The organism is Streptomyces sp. NPDC056738 (assembly GCF_042790435.1).
GTDB lineage: Bacteria > Actinomycetota > Actinomycetes > Streptomycetales > Streptomycetaceae > Streptomyces.
Genome location: NZ_JBHTZF010000023.1, coordinates 41,648 through 61,864, shown reverse-complemented (window position 1 = coordinate 61,864; position 20,217 = coordinate 41,648). Strand labels below are relative to the sequence as shown.

14 protein-coding genes are annotated in these 20,217 nt (G+C 72.8%); 5 read left to right on the top strand and 9 right to left on the bottom strand.

Features of this window, described 5'->3' with window-relative positions:
- Nucleotides 1-60: 60 nt before the first annotated feature.
- The gene (gene lgt, locus ACFRIC_RS38550) at nt 61-1,218 is read left to right on the top strand and encodes a prolipoprotein diacylglyceryl transferase (protein ID WP_382796269.1); all 1,158 of its coding nucleotides are present in this window, start codon (nt 61-63) and stop codon (nt 1,216-1,218) included.
- Nucleotides 1,219-1,343: 125 nt separating this feature from the next.
- Here lgt and ACFRIC_RS38545 read toward each other — a convergent pair whose 3' ends face one another.
- The 7 genes from ACFRIC_RS38545 to ACFRIC_RS38515 are packed head-to-tail and all read right to left on the bottom strand — an operon-like array spanning nt 1,344 to nt 9,436.
- A complete protein-coding gene (locus tag ACFRIC_RS38545; RefSeq protein ID WP_382796267.1) occupies nt 1,344-2,183 on the bottom strand; it encodes an HpcH/HpaI aldolase/citrate lyase family protein in 840 nt (279 codons plus the stop codon).
- On the bottom strand, nt 2,180-3,382 hold the full coding sequence (locus ACFRIC_RS38540) for a CaiB/BaiF CoA transferase family protein (protein ID WP_382796266.1): 1,203 nt from the start codon (nt 3,380-3,382) through the stop codon (nt 2,180-2,182). Before ACFRIC_RS38540 ends, ACFRIC_RS38545 begins: the two co-directional genes overlap by 4 nt.
- On the bottom strand, nt 3,379-4,272 hold the full coding sequence (gene rbsK / locus ACFRIC_RS38535) for a ribokinase (protein ID WP_382796264.1): 894 nt from the start codon (nt 4,270-4,272) through the stop codon (nt 3,379-3,381). Before rbsK ends, ACFRIC_RS38540 begins: the two co-directional genes overlap by 4 nt.
- Nucleotides 4,269-5,633 (bottom strand): ADP-ribosylglycohydrolase family protein, encoded by a 1,365-nt coding sequence (locus tag ACFRIC_RS38530; protein ID WP_382796262.1) that lies wholly within the window; start codon nt 5,631-5,633, stop codon nt 4,269-4,271. The genes rbsK and ACFRIC_RS38530 overlap by 4 nt, the downstream gene beginning before the upstream one ends.
- Nucleotides 5,621-6,790 (bottom strand): ADP-ribosylglycohydrolase family protein, encoded by a 1,170-nt coding sequence (locus ACFRIC_RS38525; protein ID WP_382796260.1) that lies wholly within the window; start codon nt 6,788-6,790, stop codon nt 5,621-5,623. Before ACFRIC_RS38525 ends, ACFRIC_RS38530 begins: the two co-directional genes overlap by 13 nt.
- 7 nt (nt 6,791-6,797) lie before the next feature.
- The gene (locus ACFRIC_RS38520) at nt 6,798-8,321 is read right to left on the bottom strand and encodes an ADP-ribosylglycohydrolase family protein (protein WP_382796258.1); all 1,524 of its coding nucleotides are present in this window, start codon (nt 8,319-8,321) and stop codon (nt 6,798-6,800) included.
- Nucleotides 8,318-9,436, bottom strand: coding sequence for an ADP-ribosylglycohydrolase family protein (locus ACFRIC_RS38515; RefSeq protein WP_382796256.1), 1,119 nt, complete (start codon nt 9,434-9,436; stop codon nt 8,318-8,320). The genes ACFRIC_RS38520 and ACFRIC_RS38515 overlap by 4 nt, the downstream gene beginning before the upstream one ends.
- A 270-nt stretch (nt 9,437-9,706) precedes the next feature.
- On the opposite strand from ACFRIC_RS38515, the gene ACFRIC_RS38510 reads away from it, so the two are divergent.
- The 3 genes from ACFRIC_RS38510 (at nt 9,707) to ACFRIC_RS38500 (ending at nt 16,896) form a co-directional block, all read left to right on the top strand.
- Complete coding sequence (locus tag ACFRIC_RS38510) at nt 9,707-10,438, top strand: VIT1/CCC1 transporter family protein (protein ID WP_382796254.1); 732 nt, start codon at nt 9,707-9,709, stop codon at nt 10,436-10,438.
- A gap of 394 nt (nt 10,439-10,832) precedes the next feature.
- Complete coding sequence (gene gltB / locus ACFRIC_RS38505) at nt 10,833-15,443, top strand: glutamate synthase large subunit (protein ID WP_382796252.1); 4,611 nt, start codon at nt 10,833-10,835, stop codon at nt 15,441-15,443.
- The gene (locus ACFRIC_RS38500) at nt 15,436-16,896 is read left to right on the top strand and encodes a glutamate synthase subunit beta (protein ID WP_382796250.1); all 1,461 of its coding nucleotides are present in this window, start codon (nt 15,436-15,438) and stop codon (nt 16,894-16,896) included. Before gltB ends, ACFRIC_RS38500 begins: the two co-directional genes overlap by 8 nt.
- A 171-nt stretch (nt 16,897-17,067) precedes the next feature.
- Here ACFRIC_RS38500 and ACFRIC_RS38495 read toward each other — a convergent pair whose 3' ends face one another.
- Nucleotides 17,068-18,021, bottom strand: a complete 954-nt coding sequence (locus ACFRIC_RS38495) for a chitosanase (RefSeq protein ID WP_382796248.1) — start codon at nt 18,019-18,021, stop codon at nt 17,068-17,070.
- Between the two features lie 324 nt (nt 18,022-18,345).
- Nucleotides 18,346-19,266 (bottom strand): rhomboid family intramembrane serine protease, encoded by a 921-nt coding sequence (locus ACFRIC_RS38490; protein ID WP_382796247.1) that lies wholly within the window; start codon nt 19,264-19,266, stop codon nt 18,346-18,348.
- Nucleotides 19,267-19,485: 219 nt separating this feature from the next.
- Between ACFRIC_RS38490 and ACFRIC_RS38485 the strand changes: the two genes are divergently transcribed.
- Nucleotides 19,486-20,205: a vWA domain-containing protein gene (locus ACFRIC_RS38485; RefSeq protein ID WP_382796245.1), complete on the top strand. Its 720-nt coding sequence runs from the start codon at nt 19,486-19,488 to the stop codon at nt 20,203-20,205.
- Nucleotides 20,206-20,217: the final 12 nt, after the last annotated feature.

The following is a 20,217-nucleotide window of genomic DNA, read 5'->3' as shown; positions in this document are numbered from 1 at the left end:
GGACCCGTTGCGGGGCCGCCCGCCGTGGGTGGCGTCCGGCACGGTAGCGTCGACCTTGCCATGGAACTTGCCTACATTCCCAGCCCGTCGCACGGTGTGCTGCACCTCGGCCCCATTCCGCTGCGCGGCTACGCGTTCTGCATCATCATCGGCGTCTTTCTGGCCGTCTGGCTCGGAAACAAGCGCTGGATCGCCCGGGGAGGGCGGGCCGGCACGGTGGCCGACATCGCGGTCTGGGCCGTGCCCTTCGGCCTCGTCGGCGGCCGGCTCTACCACGTGATCACGGACTACGAGCTGTATTTCAGCGAGGGCCGTGACTGGGTGGACGCCTTCAAGATCTGGCAGGGCGGGCTCGGCATCTGGGGCGCCATCGCCCTCGGTGCGCTGGGCGCCTGGATCGGCTGCCGCCGCCGCGGCATCCCGCTGCCCGCCTGGGCCGACGCCGTGGCACCCGGCATCGCCTTCGCCCAGGCGTGCGGGCGCTGGGGCAACTGGTTCAACCAGGAGCTGTACGGCAGGGCCACGGACCTCCCGTGGGCGCTGCACATCACGTCCTCCACGGACGGCCGCGTCCCCGGCTACTACCACCCGACCTTCCTGTACGAGTCGCTGTGGTGCGTCGGCGTCGGATTCCTGGTCATCTGGGCCGACCGCCGCTTCAAGCTCGGCCACGGGCGCGCCTTCGCCCTGTACGTCGCCGCCTACTGCGTCGGCCGCGGCTGGATCGAGTACATGCGGGTCGACGACGCCCACCACATCCTGGGCCTGCGTCTGAACGACTGGACCGCGCTCGTGGTCTTCCTCCTCGCGGTGCTCTACATCGTGATCTCGTCCCGGCTGCGTCCGGGCCGGGAGGAGATCGTGGAGCCGCGCACCGAGGAGGACGCGCCGGCCGAGGGCGACGAGTCGGCTGCCGCCGAGGGCACCTCCGACGCCGAGGGCGGGACCGGGACCGCCGCCGAGGACAAGACCGAGGACAAGACCGAGGGCAAGGCCGAGAACACGTCCGACGGCAAGGCCGGGAGCAGGAGCGAGGACGGGACGGGCGACGGCTCGGTCGGTCTCGGCAAGGAGACCGTGGGTGAGCCCACGGCGACCGGCGACTCCGCCACGACCGCCGGCTCCGCCGCCGCGCCGGAGTCCGAGGAGGACACCGAGGACGGCTCCGACGCCGGGTCCGTGGCGCGGGACGAGGCCGGGTCGGCCAAGAAGGGCTGAGTTCTCCCCGTACACGCCAAGGGGGCGCCGCGTCCGGGACGCGGCGCCCCCTTCGTGTTGTCCGGGCTCGGTGTCGTCCGGGCTCGTGTCGCCCGGGCTCGCGGTGCCCGGACGGTGGTCTCGGGTCAGGCGCGGCGCCGGGCGAGGGCGAGAATGCGGCGGGCGCCCGTGACCACCGCCGCGTCGACGAAACGGCCGTCCGGCAGGGCCTGCGCGCCCGGATCCACGGCCGCCGCCCGGATGACGGCCTCGGCGGAGTCGACCTCCGCCGGAGTGGGGAGGTAGGCCCGCTCGATGATGGGGAGCTGGCGGGGGTGGATCGCCGCGCGTCCGAGGAAGCCGAGGGCGCGCCCCCGTGCGCAGGACGAGGCCAGGCCCTCGACGTCGCGGATGTCGGGGTAGACCGACTGGGCCGGCGGCGGCAGCCCCGCCGCCCGCGCGGCCACCACCAGGCGGGCCCGGGACCAGTCGAGGCCCGTGTCGTCACGGACACCGAGATCGGCCCGCAGATCGGTCTCGCCGAGCGAGACCCCGCGCAGCGCACGATGGGCCGAGGCGATGGAGTAGGCCCGCTCGACGCCCAGAGCCGTCTCCAGCAGGGCGTAGAGCGGGACCGTGCCGCCCTCCGCGGGGGTCGCGCTCTCCGCCACCCGTACGACGTCGGAACGGGAGGTGACCTTCGGCAGCCGCAGGCCGGACAGGCCGCGCAGCGGCGAGAGCGTCTTCAGATCGGCGTCGCAGAAGGGACCGTCGAGGGCGTTGATCCGCACGTGCACCGGGACGGGCGGTGCCTCGGTCAGCAGATCGGCGGTGGCGGAGCGGGCGTACTCCTTGCGGTGCGGCGCGACCGCGTCCTCCAGGTCGACGAGCACGACGTCCGCGCCGGAGGCCAGCGCCTTGGTCACCACCTCGGGACGGTCACCCGGCACGTACAGCCAGGTCAGCGGCAGGAGGTCGGCGGTCACAGCGCCCCCTCCGCCCGCAGTGCCCCGATCTCGGCCGCCGTCAGGCCGAGTTCGCCGAGCACGGCGTCGGTGTCCGCGCCGTGCGGGCGGCCCGCCCAGTGGATCGCGCCGGGTGTGGCGGAGAGCCGGAAGAGGACGTTCTGCATGCGCAGCGGACCCAGTTCGGGGTCGTCGACGCGGGTGACCGAGTCCAGGGCCTGGTACTGGGGGTCGCTCATGATGTCCCGGACGTCCTGGACCGGCGCGATCGCCGCCTCCGCCTTCTCGAAGGCGGCGAGGACCTCGTCCCGGTTGCGCTCGGCGATCCACGCGCCGACCGCCCCGTCCAGGACGTCGGCGTGCCGGGCCCGGTCCGCGCCGGTCGCGAACCACGGCTCGTCGATCACGTCGGGGCGGCCGACCAGCCGCATCACCCGCTCGGCGATCGACTGCGCCGAGGTCGAGACCGCGACCCAGGAGCCGTCCGCCGTGCGGTAGGTGTTGCGGGGCGCGTTGTTCGCCGAGCGGTTGCCGGTGCGGGGCTGGACATGGCCGAGCTGGTCGTACCAGATCGGCTGGGGGCCGAGGACGGTCAGGATCGGCTCGATGATCGCCATGTCGATCACCTGGCCCTCGCCGGTGCGGTCGCGCGCCCGCAGCGCGGTGAGCACGGCGTACGCGGTCGTGAGGCCGGCGATCGAGTCGGCCAGGCCGAACGGCGGGAGGGTCGGCGGAGCGTCGGGTTCGCCGGTGACGGCGGCGAAGCCGCTCATGGCCTCCGCGAGCGTGCCGAAGCCGGGCCGGTGCGCGTACGGGCCGAACTGGCCGAAGGCGGTGACCCGGGCGAGGATCAGCCGCGGGTTGGCCGCCGACAGTTCCGCCCAGCCCAGGTCCCACTTCTCCAGGGTGCCCGGACGGAAGTTCTCGATGATCACGTCGGCGTCGGCGGCGAGCCGGAGCAGGGTCGCGCGGCCGCCGCGCTTCGACAGGTCGAGCGTGATCGTGCGCTTGTTGCGGCCGAGGAGCTTCCACCACAGACCGACGCCGTCCTTCGAGGGGCCGTGCCCCCGGGACGGGTCCGGCTGGGCGGGGTGTTCGACCTTGACGACCTCCGCGCCGAAGTCGCCGAGCATGGTGGCGGCGAGCGGTCCGGCGAACAGGGTCGCGAGGTCGAGGACGCGCAGGCCGGCGAGGGAGCCGCCCTCGCTGGGCCCGGTCACGCGCCGGCCTGGGTGTCGATCTCGGAGCGGTAGGGCATGGAGGAGGTCGCCCCGGGCCGCTGCACCGACACGGAGGCGGCCGCCGACGCCCACACCATGGCCTCCGACATCTCCCGGCCCTCGGCGAGCGCCACCGCCAGGGTGCCGACGAACGTGTCGCCCGCCGCGGTGGAGTCGACGGCGGTCACCTTGGGCGCGGGCACCGTGATGGGTTCGGCGCCCCGGGTCGCGTACAGGCTGCCCGCGGCGCCCAGGGTGACGACGACCTCCGGGACCTGTTCGAGCAGCGCGGCGGCGGCCCCGCGCGGGTCGGTGAAGCCGGTGAGCGCGGCGGCCTCGTGCTGGTTGGGCACCAACAGGTCGATGGCGGACAGCAGTTGGGGTGAGAGGAACTGGGCGGGGGCGGGGGTCAGGATCGTACGGACGCCGTGTCTGCGGGCGGCCTCCGCGCCGGAGAGCACGGCCTCCAGCGGGATCTCGAGCTGGAGGAGCAGCGCGTCGGCGCTGGCGATGAGGCCCTCGTCGCCGGGGGCCAGGGAGGTGACGGTCCCGTTGGCGCCGGGGATGACGACGATCGCGTTGCCGCCCTCGTCGTCCACCACGATGTGGGCGGTGCCCGACGGGCCCTCGGTGGTGCGCAGATGGTCGGTGTTCACGCCGAAGTGCTCCAGCGTGGAGCGGAGTTGGCTGCCGAAGGAGTCGGCGCCCACCGCGCCGATCAGGGAGACGTCGGCGCCCGCGTGCGCGGCGGCCACCGCCTGGTTCGCGCCCTTGCCGCCGGGGACCGTGCGGAACTCCCGTCCCGTCACGGTCTCTCCGCGCTGCGGGGCTTTGGCGACATACGCGACGAGGTCCATGTTCGTGCTGCCGAGCACGGCGATGTGGGTCATGGGCGAACGGTCTCCCGTTGTGTGAGGTGGGCGAGGGCGTCGAAGCCGATGCCGTTGAAGTCGGCGACGGAGGTGGCGAGCCGGTTCTTGAGGGGGCCCGTGAAGTGGTCGGGCAGGGCGGCGGGGTCGCCCGTGAGGAGGCCGGCGATGCTTCCGGCCGTCGCCCCGTTCGAGTCGGTGTCCAGACCGCCGGACACCGCCCGGCAGACGGAGCCGCCGAAGTCGCCGTCCGCGTGGGTGAGGGCGGCGGCGATCAGCGCGGTGTTGGGGACGGCGTGGACCCAGTGGCAGTCGCGGTGGGTGGCGTGCAGTTCGTCCACGACGGTGTCGAAGTCCGGTGTCGTACGGGCCAGCCGGACGGCGTGGCGGACCGCGCGGGCCAGCCGGGAGCCGGGCGGGACCACGCGCAGTCCGGTGCGCAGACAGGCGTGGACGTCGCGGGTCGCGCCGGCCGCCTCCGCGATGGCGGCGGCGGTGAACATCGCCGCGTAGACGCCGTTGGCCGTGTGGGTGAGGGCGGCGTCGCGGTGGGCCTGCTCGGCGGCGGCCGCCGGGTCGCCCGGGTTGGTCCAGCCGTGCACGTCCGCCCGGATCAGGGCGCCGATCCACTCGCGGAACGGATTGTGGTGGCGGGCGGTGTCCGGGGGCTCGACCCCGCCGAGGAGGTTGCGGTACGCGACGCGCTCGGCGGTGAAGGTGCGGCCGGCGGGGAGTTCGTCGAGCCAGAGGCGGGCCACGTCCGCGGTGGTGAAGTCCCGGCCGTACCGCTGGAGCAACAGCAGGTTCAGGAGCGGGTAGTTGAGGTCGTCGTCCTCCGGCATGCCGTCGATGTTCTCGGCCAGGGAGGTGGTGGCGGAGCGCCGGTTCCAGGGATGGGCGTCCAGCAGGTCCCGGGGGACGCCCCGGGCGGTGAACCAGGTGCGCAGGGGCCAGTTGCCGGACGCTCCGGCCAGGGCCCGGATCGCCATGAGGGGGAGCTTCTCCACGGGTTTGCCGAGCAGACAGCCGACGGCCCGGCCGAGCCAGGCCGCCTCCAGACGGGCCGGGCCGGGAGCGGGCAGGGGCGCGTACCGCGGGGGCGGCCAGTCGGGGCACTGGGCCTTGATCAGGGCCAGATCCGTGGGTTCGTCGTCCGACAGCCTGCCCGGCAGGGCGGCGAGTTCGTCGAGGAGCCGGGCCGCCAGGCGGCGCAGGGACGGCGAGGCCGGGGCCGCCGACGCGCCCGCGCGCAGCGGGGCGGGCCGGCCGCCCGCCGCGTACCAGCGGGCGGCGACGGCCGCGGGGTCCCGGCCGTCCTGCGCGGCCTGGTGGAGCTCGTGCCCGAGGAGGTCCTCGGGCTGGACCCAGGTCAGCCGGAGCACGGCGTTCCCGTCAGCGCGCTGTACGCCGCCTCGTGGGCCCGGCGGCGGTGGAGGTCACGGTCGAAGATCTCCCGGGTCACCTCGGCGAGCGTACGCGCCGGGGCGTCCAGGTCGAGGCGGCTGGACTCGGCCACGGTCTTGGCCCAGTCGTGCGGGACCTCGGAGCCGAGCGCGCCCGCGAGGGCTCCCGCCATGGTCGCGATGGAGTCGCAGTCGCGCCCGTAGTTGACCGAACCGAGGACCGCGTGCCGGAAGTCGCCGCCGGAGACCAGCAACATGCCCAGCGCGACGGGGAGTTCCTCGATGGAGTGGAGCCGCGAGGGGCGGCGGGCGCCGAGCGAGGGGGAGCGGTAGTCGGGGCCGACGGTGTCGAAGGGGGCCACCGCCCGGCGCAGCGGGACGAGAGCCGACTCGAAGTCCGTGTGGCGTGCGGCGACTTCGCAGACCGCCTCGACGGCGGCGCGGGTGCCGTCCTTGGCCAGGTCCAGGCACGCGGCGACGACCGAGGCGGGGGTGGCGCCGGGGGTACAGGCCGCGGCCACGGCCGCCGCGAAGACACCCGCGGCCTCGCGGCCGTACGAGGACTGGTGGGCGCCCGCGATGTCGAGCGCCTCGGCGTACGCGCCCGCCGGGTTCGCCGCGTTGACGAGTCCGACCGGGGCCATGTACATCGCGGCACCGCAGTTGACGATGTTGCCGGTGCCGGCCTCGCGGGGGTCGACATGGCCGTAGTGGAGGCGGGCGACCAGCCATTTCTCGGCGAGGAAGATCCGTTGGAGGGGGAGGGCCTCGGCCTCCAGCTCCGGGATCCAGCGGGGGGTCGTCATCAGGTCGGGGACGAGGTGCTCGGCGACGGCGTAGGCGTCGAGGTGGTCGCGGACCTCCGCGTACACCCGTACCAGCGCGTGGGTCATGAGGGTGTCGTCGGTGACGTGTCCGTCGCCCTTGTGGTACGGGGCGATGGGGCGGGCGGTGGACCAGGCGTCACCGTTCCAGGGGCCGACGACGCCGTGCACACGGCCGCCGTGGCGCTCGGTGATCTGCTCCGGGGAGTACCCCTCGACGGGTCCGCCGAGGGCGTCGCCGACGGCGGCTCCGACGAGGGCTCCGGTGATCCGTTCGTCGAGGGTTCCCGTTCCTTCTCCTTTGGGCGTCATGCCCGAATCATCCCTCTGGGGCGGACAGTTCCGGGGAATCGAGCGGGTCGGCGAGTCCTGTCGCCTCCAGGAGTTCGGCGAGCCCGATCAGATCGGTGCCGGTCAGCCGGGGCAGCGCGCAGCCGGAGAGGGTGCGGCAGGCGTCGCGCCAGGAGGCGGGGATCGCGGCGGCGCCGCCCAGGGCCCCGGTGAGTGCTCCGGCCAGGGCGGGGGCCGAGTCGGCGACCCGGGAGAGGCAGGCGGCGGCCGGTACGGCCTCGGCGACGCGGCCGTGCGCGGCCAGCGCGAGGGCCAGCGCGACGGGGACGGTCTCGGCGGCCGCGATCCCGTAGCTGTAGACGTGGTCGACGATCTGGTGCTCCAGGAGCGGGACCAGTGCGAAGGTGCTCTCGCTGTCCCGGGCCAGCGCGAGGGCGTCGCGGGCGTTGCGGCCGATCTCCGTGGCGGCGGGCAGTTCGGCGAGGGCCGCCTCCACGCAGGTGCCGACGTCGTGGCCGGCCAGGGCGAGCGATACGGCGGCGGCCATGGCGCGGGCGCCGTGCACCCCGTCGCCGTCCTGGGTGTAGCGGGCGTCGAACTCGGCGAGTTCCGCGGCGAGTCCGGGGTCTCCCGGGTGTGCCACGGCGAGTACGCAGGCCCGTACGCAGGCCGCGTCGTCGAAGTAGTGGGGGTTGTCGTGGCCGGTGGCGGGCGGGCGCAGACCGGTGGCGAGGTTGCCGAGTCCGGCCCGTACCGAGATCCGGGCGCGCAGCGGGAGCAGGGCGGACTCGACCTCGGGGGCCCGGTCCGCGGCGGCGGCGACCTCGCTGGCGACGGCGTTCCAGGACAGGTCGATGGACGCGCGCATCCTGCGGCCGAGGCTCAGGTCGCCGAGCGCGCCGGTCTCCCCGGCCCGCAGGACGGCCTCCGCCGCGAACGCCGCCCACTCGGCGTCGTCCGAGGGGCCGAGCCGCAGGGGTTCGGGCGGCTGGTTCAGCGCGATCGGCACGGGCAGGGTGGTCGTGGCGTTCTGCTCCGCGAAGGTGTCCAGCTCGCGGGTCAGCCGCCGGGTCCACTCGGGCATCCGCGCGGCCCGGTGCCGCGCCGCGGGCCACCCGGCGGCGTCCCCGACGGCCAGCCCGAGCAGCAGCCCTTCGATCCGCCGCGCACCCGGCTCCCCGGGCGCCTCACCCGGTGAGCCCCCGGTCTCCGCGGCAGCGGCGCCCGACGCGGGGGTGCCCGGCGGGGAGGCGCCGGATGCGGGATCGGCCGAGGCGGGATCGGCCGAGGCGGGGGCGCGCGACGCGGAGGAGCCCGGTACGGAGCCGCCCGGCTCCGCGGTCCCGCGGTCGTGCGGATCACCTCCGAGCAGCGCCCCGGCCCGGAGGGCATCGGCGAGGACACCCCCGGCGACGGCCGCCGCCTCCGCCCCGGCGGCGAGCACCACGGTCTCCGCCCGCGCGGCGGGCGGGGTGTCCTGCGGGGGTGTCGTCGGTGCGGCGCCCTCGCCGGGTGCCGGGGCGGACTCGTCCCCGGCCGGGCCGGGGCTCATGACCGGGCCTCGTCGTCCTCGCGGCCGGTGGGGGTGTGTCCGGCCACGTCCGGCGGCCGGACCGCGTACCCGGTTTCCGGGGTGGGCGGCACGCGGCCTTCCGCGCCCCACTTCTCCTCGTGCTCCGGGGTGAGCAGTTCCGCCACGTCCAGGATGTGGTGACCCTCCATGGAAGGCAGGCAGCTCCCGCGGGCCGGCCCGATGGCCGCCGCCCACTCGGCGGGGACCGAGGACATCCCCCGCGTCGCGCCCGCCAGCGCCCCGGCCACCGCCGCCGTCGTGTCGGCGTCGCGTCCCATGTTCACCGCGGTCAGGACCGACTCGGTGAAGTCCCCGTCCGCCGCCGCGTAGGCGCCGAAGGCGAGGGCCACGGCCTCGGGGGCCAGGTCGGTCCACGGGTAGCCGCCGATCACGACCGCGGAGCGCACCGCGCGTTCGCCGCGGTGCGCCACCGCGACGGCCCGGCGCAGCGAGCGGGCCGTCCAGGAGTCGTCCGGGACGACGGCCAGGGCGGAGGCGACGACCGTGGCGGTGGAGGCGCCGGCCATCGCGGCGGCGACCCCGGCCGCGACGGCCTGCCCGCCGTAGATGCCCTCGCCCTCGTGGCTCACCGAGCCGTCGATGGCCACGAGCCGGGCCGCCTCGGCCGGCCGTCCCGCGGCGAAGACGCCGAAGGGCGCCGCGCGCATGGCCAGGCCGTCGCTCCAGGCGTGCCGGTGCTGGGCGGAGATGGGCGCCGCGAGCCCCCGGCGCAGGTTCTCCAGCGTGCCGCGCTCACTGAACCCGGCGCCGCGGAACGGCCCCTCGTCACGGTCCGCGATCCACTGGTGCCAGGCCGACTCCACGTGCGCCACGGTCAGCGCCGAGCCGTGCCGGGCCAGCAGCAGCCCCGAGAAGATCGCGTACTCGGTGTCGTCGGTCCCGGCCGGATGCTCGGCCACGTACCCGGTGATGCGGCCCCACCGGGCGCGGATCTGCGACGGCTTCATGTTCTCGGCGGGCGCGCCCAGCGCGTCGCCGACGGCGAGTCCGAGCAGTGCGCCGCGGGCCCGGTCACGGAGAGCGGCGGCGCTCCGGGCCGCCGGGGCCGAGGGAATGCAGGCGATGGAAGCCATACGTGCTTCTCCTCTCAGGGCCCCTGCCGGCGCGGAATGCGGCGCGCGGAACCCTTTGCGGATCTGTCCCACCTTGGCGGTTGACAGGAGCCTCGCGGGCTCCACTGTCACCCGGTCGACATATGTGCATGACATGCCACGGATGAGCGTCGAAGGGTAAAACCGCAGGTTAGCCCAGCCTTTCCTTGCTGGCGGCCGGGAATTTCCCGGCGTACTTTTGGGGTTGTCGAAAAGTGGAAGCAGTCCAATAAAGCTCTCTGGGGGACCGGTATGGCGATCATCGAGACCGAGGCCGCGCTGCACGTGGCGCACCGCGACAACCACACCCACCGCGACGTCAACGGCGGATGGCTGCGCCCGGCGGTGTTCGGCGCCATGGACGGCCTGGTCTCCAACCTCGCCCTGATGACCGGTGTCGCCGGCGGCTCCGTGTCCCAGCAGACGATCGTCATCACCGGGCTCGCGGGCCTGGCGGCCGGGGCCTTCTCCATGGCCGCCGGCGAGTACACCTCCGTCGCCTCGCAGCGCGAGCTCGTCGAGGCCGAACTCGACGTCGAGCGGCGCGAACTGCGCAAGCACCCCAAGGATGAGGAGCGCGAGCTGGCCGCGCTCTACGAGGCCCGCGGCGTCGAGGCCGACCTGGCCCGCGAGGTCGCCCGGCAGCTCTCCCGCGATCCCGAGCAGGCCCTGGAGATCCACGCCCGCGAGGAACTCGGCATCGACCCCGGCGACCTTCCCTCCCCGGCCGTCGCCGCCGTGTCCAGCTTCGGCTCGTTCGCGCTCGGCGCGCTGCTGCCCGTACTGCCGTATCTGCTGGGTGCGACCGTGCTGTGGCCCGCGCTGCTGCTCGCCATGATCGGGCTCTTCGCCTGCGGTGCCGTCGTGGCCAAGGTGACCGCGCGGTCCTGGTGGTTCAGCGGTCTGCGGCAGCTCGCTCTCGGTGGCGCGGCGGCAGGTGTGACGTACGCCCTCGGCACTTTGTTCGGCGCGGCCGTAGGATGAGGCCTCGATCACTTATGCGAGGGACCGCATAAGTAGTTGTTACCCGGCGGTTTCGATTCCGTGGCTGCTGGGAATGAGCCGTAAGCGCCGCAGGCAATGACGCCTGCGCCGCATCACCCGCGGCGGATCACGACCTCCACCGCGAACCGGGCCGATGGTCATCGATCTGTCCGCTTAGGTCCCATACTTCTCCACCGCTGGGCGGGATACCCCCTCCGCACCCCTGTGGTGTCCGCATGTTGGAACGCAGTATCCGGTTCCCGAGAACCACTCCATCATGTAACCTGCACGAAATTTTGCACCCCGCAGAGGGCCAGAGTCGTCCCTCGGCAGTTGTCTCCCCAGCGCCCGAGAGCCTGGGAGACCCCCCGCCCCGACGACGACGGGAGAGCCGATGCGTACGCCGCGCCAGCCGTCCCAGCACTCCACGAACGACCGGAAGTGGTCCTTCATGGATGCTCGCCCTGCTGCGCAGGGTATGTACGACCCCCGCAACGAGCGCGACGCCTGTGGCGTCGGCTTCGTGGCCACCCTCACCGGCGAGGCGAGCCATGCGCTGGTCGAGCAGGCGCTCACCGTTCTGCGCAACCTGGAACACCGCGGTGCCACCGGCTCCGAGCCCGACTCGGGTGACGGCGCCGGCATCCTGTCCCAGGTCCCGGACGCCTTCCTCCGCGAAGTGACCGGATTCGAACTTCCCGCAGCCGGTTCGTACGCGGTGGGCATCGCCTTCCTCCCGAACGACGGCACGGCCGAGGCCGTCTCGCAGATCGAGACGATCGCCGCCGAAGAGGGCCTCACCGTCCTCGGCTGGCGCGAGGTCCCGGTCGCCCCCGAGCTCCTCGGCGCCACCGCCCGCTCGACGATGCCGGCCTTCCGCCAGATCTTCGTCACGGACAGCGCCAGCGAGGGCATCGCCCTCGACCGCACCGCGTTCGTGCTGCGCAAGCGCGCCGAGCGCGAGGCCGGCGTCTACTTCCCGTCGCTGTCCGCGCGGACCATCGTCTACAAGGGCATGCTGACCACCGGCCAGCTCGAACCCTTCTTCCCGGACCTGTCCGACCGCCGCTTCGCCTCCGCGATCGCGCTCGTGCACTCCCGGTTCTCCACCAACACCTTCCCGAGCTGGCCGCTCGCCCACCCGTACCGCTTCGTCGCGCACAACGGCGAGATCAACACGGTCAAGGGCAACCGCAACTGGATGGTCGCCCGCGAGTCCCAGCTCGCCTCGGAGCTGTTCGGCGAGAAGGGCCTGGAGCGGATCTTCCCCGTCTGCACCCCGGACGCCTCCGACTCGGCCTCCTTCGACGAGGTGCTCGAACTCCTGCACCTCGGCGGCCGTTCGCTGCCCCACTCCGTGCTCATGATGATCCCGGAGGCGTGGGAGAACCACGACTCCATGGACCCGGCCCGGCGCGCCTTCTACCAGTTCCACTCCACGATGATGGAGCCCTGGGACGGCCCGGCCTGCGTCACCTTCACCGACGGCACCCAGGTCGGCGCGGTCCTCGACCGCAACGGCCTGCGCCCCGGCCGCTACTGGGTCACCGACGAGGGCCTCGTCGTCCTCGGCTCCGAGGTCGGCGTCCTCGACATCGACCCCGCCAAGGTCGTCCGCAAGGGCCGCCTCCAGCCCGGCAAGATGTTCCTCGTCGACACCGCCGAGCACCGCATCATCGAGGACGACGAGATCAAGGCCGGCCTCGCCGCCGAGAAGCCTTACGCGGACTGGCTGGAAGCCGGCGAGATCGAGCTCTCCGACCTGCCCGAGCGTGAGCACATCGTGCACACCCACGCCTCGGTCACCCGCCGCCAGCAGACCTTCGGCTACACCGAGGAGGAGCTGCGGATCATCCTCGCGCCGATGGCCAAGGCCGCCGCCGAGCCGATCGGCTCGATGGGCACCGACTCGCCGATCGCCGCGCTCTCGCAGCGTCCGCGCCTGCTCTTCGACTACTTCACCCAGCTCTTCGCCCAGGTCACCAACCCGCCGCTGGACGCGATCCGCGAAGAGCTGGTCACCTCCCTGCGCTCCTCGCTGGGCCCCCAGGGCAACCTGCTGGACCCGAACGCCGCCTCCTGTCGCAGCGTCACCCTGCCCTTCCCGGTGATCGACAACGACGAGCTGGCCAAGCTCATCCACATCAACGCCGACGGCGACATGCCCGGCATGAAGGCCGCGACCCTGTCCGGCCTGTACCGGGTCTCCGGTGGCGGCGACTCCCTCGCCGCCCGCATCGAGGAGATCTGCACCGAGGCCGACGCCGCCATCGAGAACGGCGCCCGCCTGATCGTCCTGTCGGACCGTCACTCCGACGCCGAGCACGCGCCGATCCCCTCGCTGCTGCTCACCGCGGCCGTCCACCACCACCTCATCCGCACCAAGCAGCGCACCCACGTGGGCCTGCTCGTCGAGGCCGGAGACGTCCGCGAGGTCCACCACGTCGCCCTGCTCATCGGCTACGGCGCCGCGGCCGTCAACCCCTACCTCGCGATGGAGTCCGTCGAGGACCTCGTCCGCGCCGGCACCTTCCTGTCCGGCATCGAGCCCGAGCAGGCCATCCGCAACCTGATCTACGCCCTCGGCAAGGGCGTCCTGAAGGTCATGTCCAAGATGGGCATCTCGACCGTCGCCTCCTACCGCGGCGCCCAGGTCTTCGAGGCCGTCGGCCTGGAGCAGGCCTTCGTCGAGAAGTACTTCAACGGCACGGCCTCCAAGATCGGCGGCGCCGGCCTCGACGTCGTCGCCAAGGAGGTCGCCGCCCGGCACGCCAAGGCCTACCCCGCCTCCGGCATCGCCCCGGCGCACCGCGCCCTGGACATCGGCGGCGAGTACCAGTGGCGCCGCGAGGGCGAGCCGCACCTGTTCGACCCGGAGACGGTCTTCCGCCTCCAGCACTCGACGCGCTCCGGCAGCTACGAGATCTTCAAGAAGTACACCGACCGCGTCAACGAGCAGTCCGAGCGCCTCATGACGCTGCGCGGCCTGTTCGCCCTGAAGACAGAAAAGAACGGCACCTCGGACCGCCCGTCGATCTCCCTCGACGAGGTCGAGCCGGTCTCCGAGATCGTCAAGCGCTTCTCCACCGGCGCCATGTCGTACGGCTCCATCTCCAAGGAGGCGCACGAAACCCTCGCCATCGCCATGAACCAGCTCGGCGGCAAGTCGAACACCGGTGAGGGCGGCGAGGACCCGGACCGCCTGTACGACCCGGCGCGCCGCTCCAGCATCAAGCAGGTCGCCTCCGGCCGCTTCGGCGTGACCTCCGAGTACCTGGTCAACGCCGACGACATCCAGATCAAGATGGCCCAGGGCGCCAAGCCCGGCGAGGGCGGCCAGCTCCCCGGCCACAAGGTCTACCCGTGGGTGGCCAAGACCCGTCACTCGACCCCGGGTGTCGGACTGATCTCCCCGCCGCCGCACCACGACATCTACTCCATCGAGGACCTCGCCCAGCTCATCCACGACCTCAAGAACGCCAACCCGAAGGCCCGCATCCACGTGAAGCTGGTCTCCGAGGTCGGCGTCGGCACGGTCGCGGCGGGCGTGTCCAAGGCCCACGCGGACGTCGTCCTGATCTCCGGCCACGACGGCGGAACGGGCGCCTCCCCGCTGACCTCGCTCAAGCACGCGGGCGGCCCCTGGGAGCTCGGCCTCGCCGAGACCCAGCAGACCCTCCTGCTCAACGGCCTGCGCGACCGCATCGTCGTGCAGACCGACGGCCAGCTCAAGACCGGCCGCGACGTCGTCATCGCCGCGCTCCTCGGCGCCGAGGAGTTCGGTTTCGCCACCGCGCCGCTCGTCGTCTCCGGCTGCGTCATGATGCGCGTCTGCCACCTGGACACCTGCCCGGTCGGCATCGCCACCCAGAACCCGGTGCTGCGCGACCGGTTCGCCGGCAAGGCCGAGTACATCGTGAACTTCTTCAAGTTCATCGCCGAAGAGGTCCGCGAGATCCTCGCCGAGCTCGGCTTCCGCAGCATCGAGGAGGCCGTCGGCCACGCCGAGAACCTCGACGTGGAGCGCGCCGTCACCCACTGGAAGGCGCAGGGCCTGGACCTGTCCCCGCTCTTCTACGTGCCCGAACTGCCCGAGGGCGCGGCCCTGCACCAGGTCATCGAGCAGGACCACGGCCTGGAGAAGGCGCTCGACAACGAGCTCATCAAGCTCGCCGCCGACGCGCTGGCCGCGGACTCCGCCACCGACGCCCAGCCGGTCCGGGCCCAGGTCGCGATCCGCAACATCAACCGCACGGTCGGCACCATGCTCGGCCACGAGGTGACGAAGAAGTTCGGTGGCGCGGGCCTGCCCGACGACACCATCGACATCACCTTCACCGGCTCGGCCGGCCAGTCCTTCGGCGCCTTCCTCCCGCGCGGTGTCACGCTGCGCCTGGAGGGCGACGCCAACGACTACGTCGGCAAGGGCCTCTCCGGCGGCCGTGTCGTCGTCCGCCCCGACCGGGGCGCCGACCACCTCGCCGAGTACTCGACGATCGCGGGCAACACCATCGCCTACGGCGCGACCGGCGGCGAGCTGTTCCTGCGCGGCCGCACCGGCGAGCGCTTCTGCGTCCGCAACTCCGGCGCGCTGGTGGTCTCCGAGGGCGTGGGCGACCACGGCTGCGAGTACATGACCGGCGGTCACGCGGTCGTCCTCGGCGAGACGGGCCGCAACTTCGCGGCCGGCATGTCCGGTGGCGTCGCCTACGTGATCGACCTGGACCGCGACAACGTGAACGTCGCCAGCGTGGACGCCGTCGAGGAACTCGACGACGCCGACAAGCAGTGGCTGCACGACGTCGTGCGCCGGCACGCGGAGGAGACCGCCTCCACGGTCGCCGAGAAGCTGCTCGCCGAGTGGCCCGCCGCCGTGGAGCGCTTCAGCAAGATCATTCCCAGCACGTACAAGGCAGTGCTCGCCGCCAAGGACGCCGCCGAGCGAGCCGGACTCGACGAGTCCGCGATCACCGAGAAGATGATGGAGGCGGCGACCAATGGCTGATCCCAAGGGCTTTCTGAACCACGGCCGTGAGGTCGCCAGGTCCCGGCCGGTGCAGGAGCGTCTCAAGGACTGGAACGAGGTCTACGTTCCGGGCTCGCTGCTGCCGATCATCTCCCAGCAGGCCTCGCGCTGCATGGACTGCGGCATCCCGTTCTGCCACAACGGCTGTCCGCTGGGCAACCTGATCCCCGAGTGGAACGACTACGCCTACCGCGAGGACTGGCAGGCCGCCTCCGAGCGCCTGCACGCCACGAACAACTTCCCGGAGTTCACCGGCCGGCTGTGCCCCGCGCCGTGCGAGTCCGCGTGTGTGCTGGGCATCAACCAGCCCGCCGTGACCATCAAGAACGTCGAGGTCTCGATCATCGACAAGGCGTGGGACACGGGCGATGTCGCCCCGCAGATCCCCGAGCGCCTGTCGGGCAAGACCGTCGCGGTCATCGGTTCCGGTCCCGCCGGTCTCGCGGCCGCCCAGCAGCTCACCCGGGCCGGTCACACGGTCGCGGTGTACGAGCGCGCCGACCGCGTCGGCGGTCTGCTCCGCTACGGCATCCCCGAGTTCAAGATGGAGAAGCGGCACATCAACCGCCGCATCGAGCAGATGCGCGCGGAGGGCACCCGCTTCCGTACGGGCATCGAGATCGGCCGCGACCTCAAGGCGACGGACCTGCGCAAGCGGTACGACGCCGTGGTCATCGCCGCCGGCGCCACGACCGCCCGCGACCTGCCCGTCCCCGGGCGGGAGCTGAACGGCATCCACCAGGCCATGGAGTACCTGCCGCTGGCGAACAAGGTGCAGGAGGGCGACTTCGTGGCGCCCCCGATCACCGCCGAGGGCAAGCACGTCGTGGTCATCGGCGGCGGCGACACGGGCGCGGACTGCGTGGGCACCGCCCACCGTCAGGGCGCGGCCTCGGTCACGCAGCTCGAGATCATGCCGCGGCCGGGCGAGGAGCGGAACCCGGGCCAGCCCTGGCCGACGTTCCCGATGCTCTACAAGGTCACCTCCGCGCACGAGGAGGGCGGCGAGCGCGTCTACGCGGTCTCCACCACCCACTTCGAGGGCGACGAGGACGGCAACGTCCAGTGGCTCCACCTGGTCGAGGTAGAGTTCACCGGCGGCAAGCTGAACCAGAAGCCGGGCACGGAGCGCAAGATCCCCGCCCAGCTCGTGACGCTGGCGATGGGGTTCACCGGCACGGACGTCGAGAACGGCGTGGTCTCCCAGTTCGGCCTGGAGCTCGACGAGCGCGGCAACATCGCCCGCGACGCCGACTTCGCGACCAACGTCCCGGGCGTGTTCGTCGCCGGTGACGCGGGCCGCGGCCAGTCCCTCATCGTCTGGGCCATCGCGGAGGGCCGCTCGGCCGCCCGCGGTGTCGACCGCTTCCTCACCGGAGCGAGCGACCTGCCTGCCCCGATCCGCCCGACGGACCGGTCGCTGACGGTCTGACCCATGGATGCGTGACCTGACACGGTCACTCGAGAACGTCCCGCACAAAGGCGTGCGGAACACGAGACGGCGCCTGCCCCCCTGTCCCCGACCGGACGACCGGGCAGGCGCCGCCGCATGTCCGCGCCCGCCGGGCGGCCGCGGCACGGGGTGGATCTAGCCGCGTCGCGGCTAGGGCACGCGGTAGGTCTCGCCGTACACCTTCCACTCCAGCGGTGTGCGCAGGGCGAGGTTCCCCTCGTCGAGGAACCGGCGCTGGGCCGTGTCGATGCGGGTGGTGTCACGGTCGGGGTTCTCGGACTTCATGGCCGCGCGGCGGATGTCCAGGAAGATGCCGAGGTACGTCCTCTCGTCGCCGCCCCGGGACGGCGGGGCCGCCTCGCGCAGGGCCCGCTCGCGCAGCCCGTAGAAGCCGTGGTCGCTCGTGCCGGGACCGTGCAGCACCATGGCGTCGTAGTAGATGAACTGGCCGAGCGTGCCGAGACCGTCGCGTCGGGCGGCCCGGACCGCGGGGTCGAAGTAGATCCGGTCGCGCTCGGAGTCCTGGGCCTCGCGGAACGCGGTGAGGCCGGCCTCGTGGCGCCAGGCCGCCGGAAAGCCCGGGTCCAGGCCCTCGTGGGAGTCGCTGCCGTCGACCTCGCGCAGGGCCGGGAGATACCGGGCGAGCCCGTTGTCCGGGTGTGCCTTCGTGTAGCGCTCGACGAGGGTGAGCAGGTCGTGGGTGCCGGTGCAGAAGCCGATGAGGCCCGCCGTGTAGCCCTGGCCGTCGCCGATGTCCTCGATGTAGCCGTACGCCTCCCGCCACTTCAGCGTGGAGTTCTCGGCACTCGCCACGATCTCCTGGGCGAGTTCCTTCTTGTCCGGGGCGGCCAGGCCGGCGGACCTCGCCGGGGCGGCGGGGCGTGCCGGGGCGGTGGACCGCGCCGGGGCGGCGGGGCTTGTCGCCGGCGCGGCGGTGGTCCTGTCGCCGCCCGCCGGCTCCGGCTTGGCCTGCACGCGGGACCTCGCCGCGGGTGACGCGCCGCCCTTGGCGTCGGCCGTGGCGTGCTCGGGCGTGGCGAGACGGACGAGCGCCGTGATCAGAACGGCGGCCAGAACGAAGAACAGACAACCCGCTCGTTTCATGCCGCACAGGCTACGCAGGGCGGCCGCGCGGCCGAGGGGGTTCGGGCGGCCGCACGGGCGATGCACAGATGTGCCACCGGACGGACGTACGAGGGCCGCGCAGGTGTGCTCCGCGGACCGGGGTGTCGGGGTGGCGCCGGTGTGTCACGCGGGCCGGTGTGCAGGGGGCGTGGTGTGCCGGCGTAGCGCTGGTGTCCGCGGGGACCGGGGCGTGTGAGGCCGCATCGGTGTGCCCCGCGGACCTGGGTGCGCGGGGCCGTGTCGGTGGACCGCCGGGGTCCGGAGCGGGCCCGCCTCCGTGGGCGGGCCCGGTGTCCGGTCCCGTCACACCGCTCCCGTCCGCAGCGCCGACACCTTCAGTACCGTCAGGACCACCAGCACGGCGAGCAGTCCCACACAGACGGACGCCTGGACCAGGGTCCGGCGGCGGTCGCGGGGAGCGTACGCGTAGGCCGCGGTCACGAGCCCGCCCGCCAGCAGCCCGCCCAGGTGCCCCTGCCAGGACGTGAGCCCCGCCGAGATCAGGAGCCAGATCAGCAGGCCCGCCATGAACCGGTTGACGCCGCTCATGTCCGCGCCGACGCGGCGGGCCATCACGTAGTAGGCCGCACCGATGCCGAAGATCGCGCCGGACGCGCCGATCGTCTGCTCCTGCGGAGCGATCAGCAGTACGAGGACCGAGCCGCCGAGCGCCGACAGCAGATACAGCGCGAGGTAGCGGACCCGGCCGAGCTGGGCCTCGACGATCCGGCCGATGTTCCACAGCGCGAACATGTTCATCACGATGTGGGCGATCCCGAACGTGCCCTCGGTGGGCGGCAGATGCAGGAACGCGCCGGTCAGCAGCCGGTACCACTCCCCGTCGACGAGGCCCTCCGCGTGGAAGGACGAGGGGTGGGGGAAGACCCAGAGGTAGTGGCCCCCCTCCGAGTCCGCGAGCCCCGCGCCGAGCATCGCGAACCGGTCCACGACCGAGGAGCGCAGCAGTTCGGCCACGTAGGCCAGCACGTTCAGACCGATGAGGGCGTACGTCACCGCCGGCACCGTCGATATCCGGCCGCCGAAGGCGGTGCGGGCCTGCCGGACGGACTTCGCGCCCTCCTTCACGCACTCCACGCACTGATGGCCGACGGCCGCCTCACGCATGCAGCTCGGACATATGTAGCGGTCGCAACGGGTGCAGCGCACATGCGACTCCACCTTGGGGTGGCGGTAGCAGGTGGTGACGGCGGACTCGGACTCCACGGCCGGCTCCTTGGAACGCGCGGGTACAGGGGGGAAGGTGAGCCGGTGGGGACGGCGGTGATCAAACTATCCAACCCCCCGGCCCGCGGGGAACGGCAGGGCCACGATCCGGACCCGCCGCGGAGGGACCCCGGTGCCCGCGCTCCGGAGCGGCCGCAACGGTGCCGGGACGGTCACGTAATCTCGGCGTTCCGCAGTCCTCGTACGACGGGAGCCCGCATGGCCGGAATCAGCCTCACCAAGATCGAGGAGACCGCGCCGGCGCTGGTGGGTCCCTACAAGAGCGCCGGAGTCAGTCTCACCAAGCACGGACTGAGCGGCCAACGGGCCGCGGTGTACCTGGTGGTGGACTACTCGGGGTCGATGAAGCCGTACTACGACGACGGCAGTGTGCAGGCACTCGCCGACCGGGTGCTCGGCCTGTCCGCCCACCTCGACGACGACGGCACCGTCCCGGTCGTCTTCTTCTCCACGGACGTCGACGCGGTCACCGACATCGCGCTCGACAACCACCGGGGGCGGATCGAACGGATCGTCGCCGGGCTCGGACACATGGGCCGGACCAGCTACCACCTCGCCATGGACGCCGTCATCGACCACTATCTCGACAGCGGTTCGGACGCCCCGGCCCTCGTCGTCTTCCAGACCGACGGGGGACCGATCAACAAGCTCGCCGCCGAACGGTATGTGTGCAAGGCCGCCAGGCTGCCGATGTTCTGGCAGTTCGTCGGGTTCGGCGACCGGGGCAGCAGACAGTTCGACTTCCTGCGCAGACTCGACGAACTGGCCGTGCCGCACAAGCGGGCCGTCGACAACGCGGGCTTCTTCCACGCCGGTTCGGATCCGAGCCGGGTGAGCGACGGGGAACTGTACGACCGGCTGGTCGCGGAGTTCCCGCGGTGGCTCGCGGCGGCACGCGCCCGCGGAATCCTGGCCTGACGCGTCCTTCCG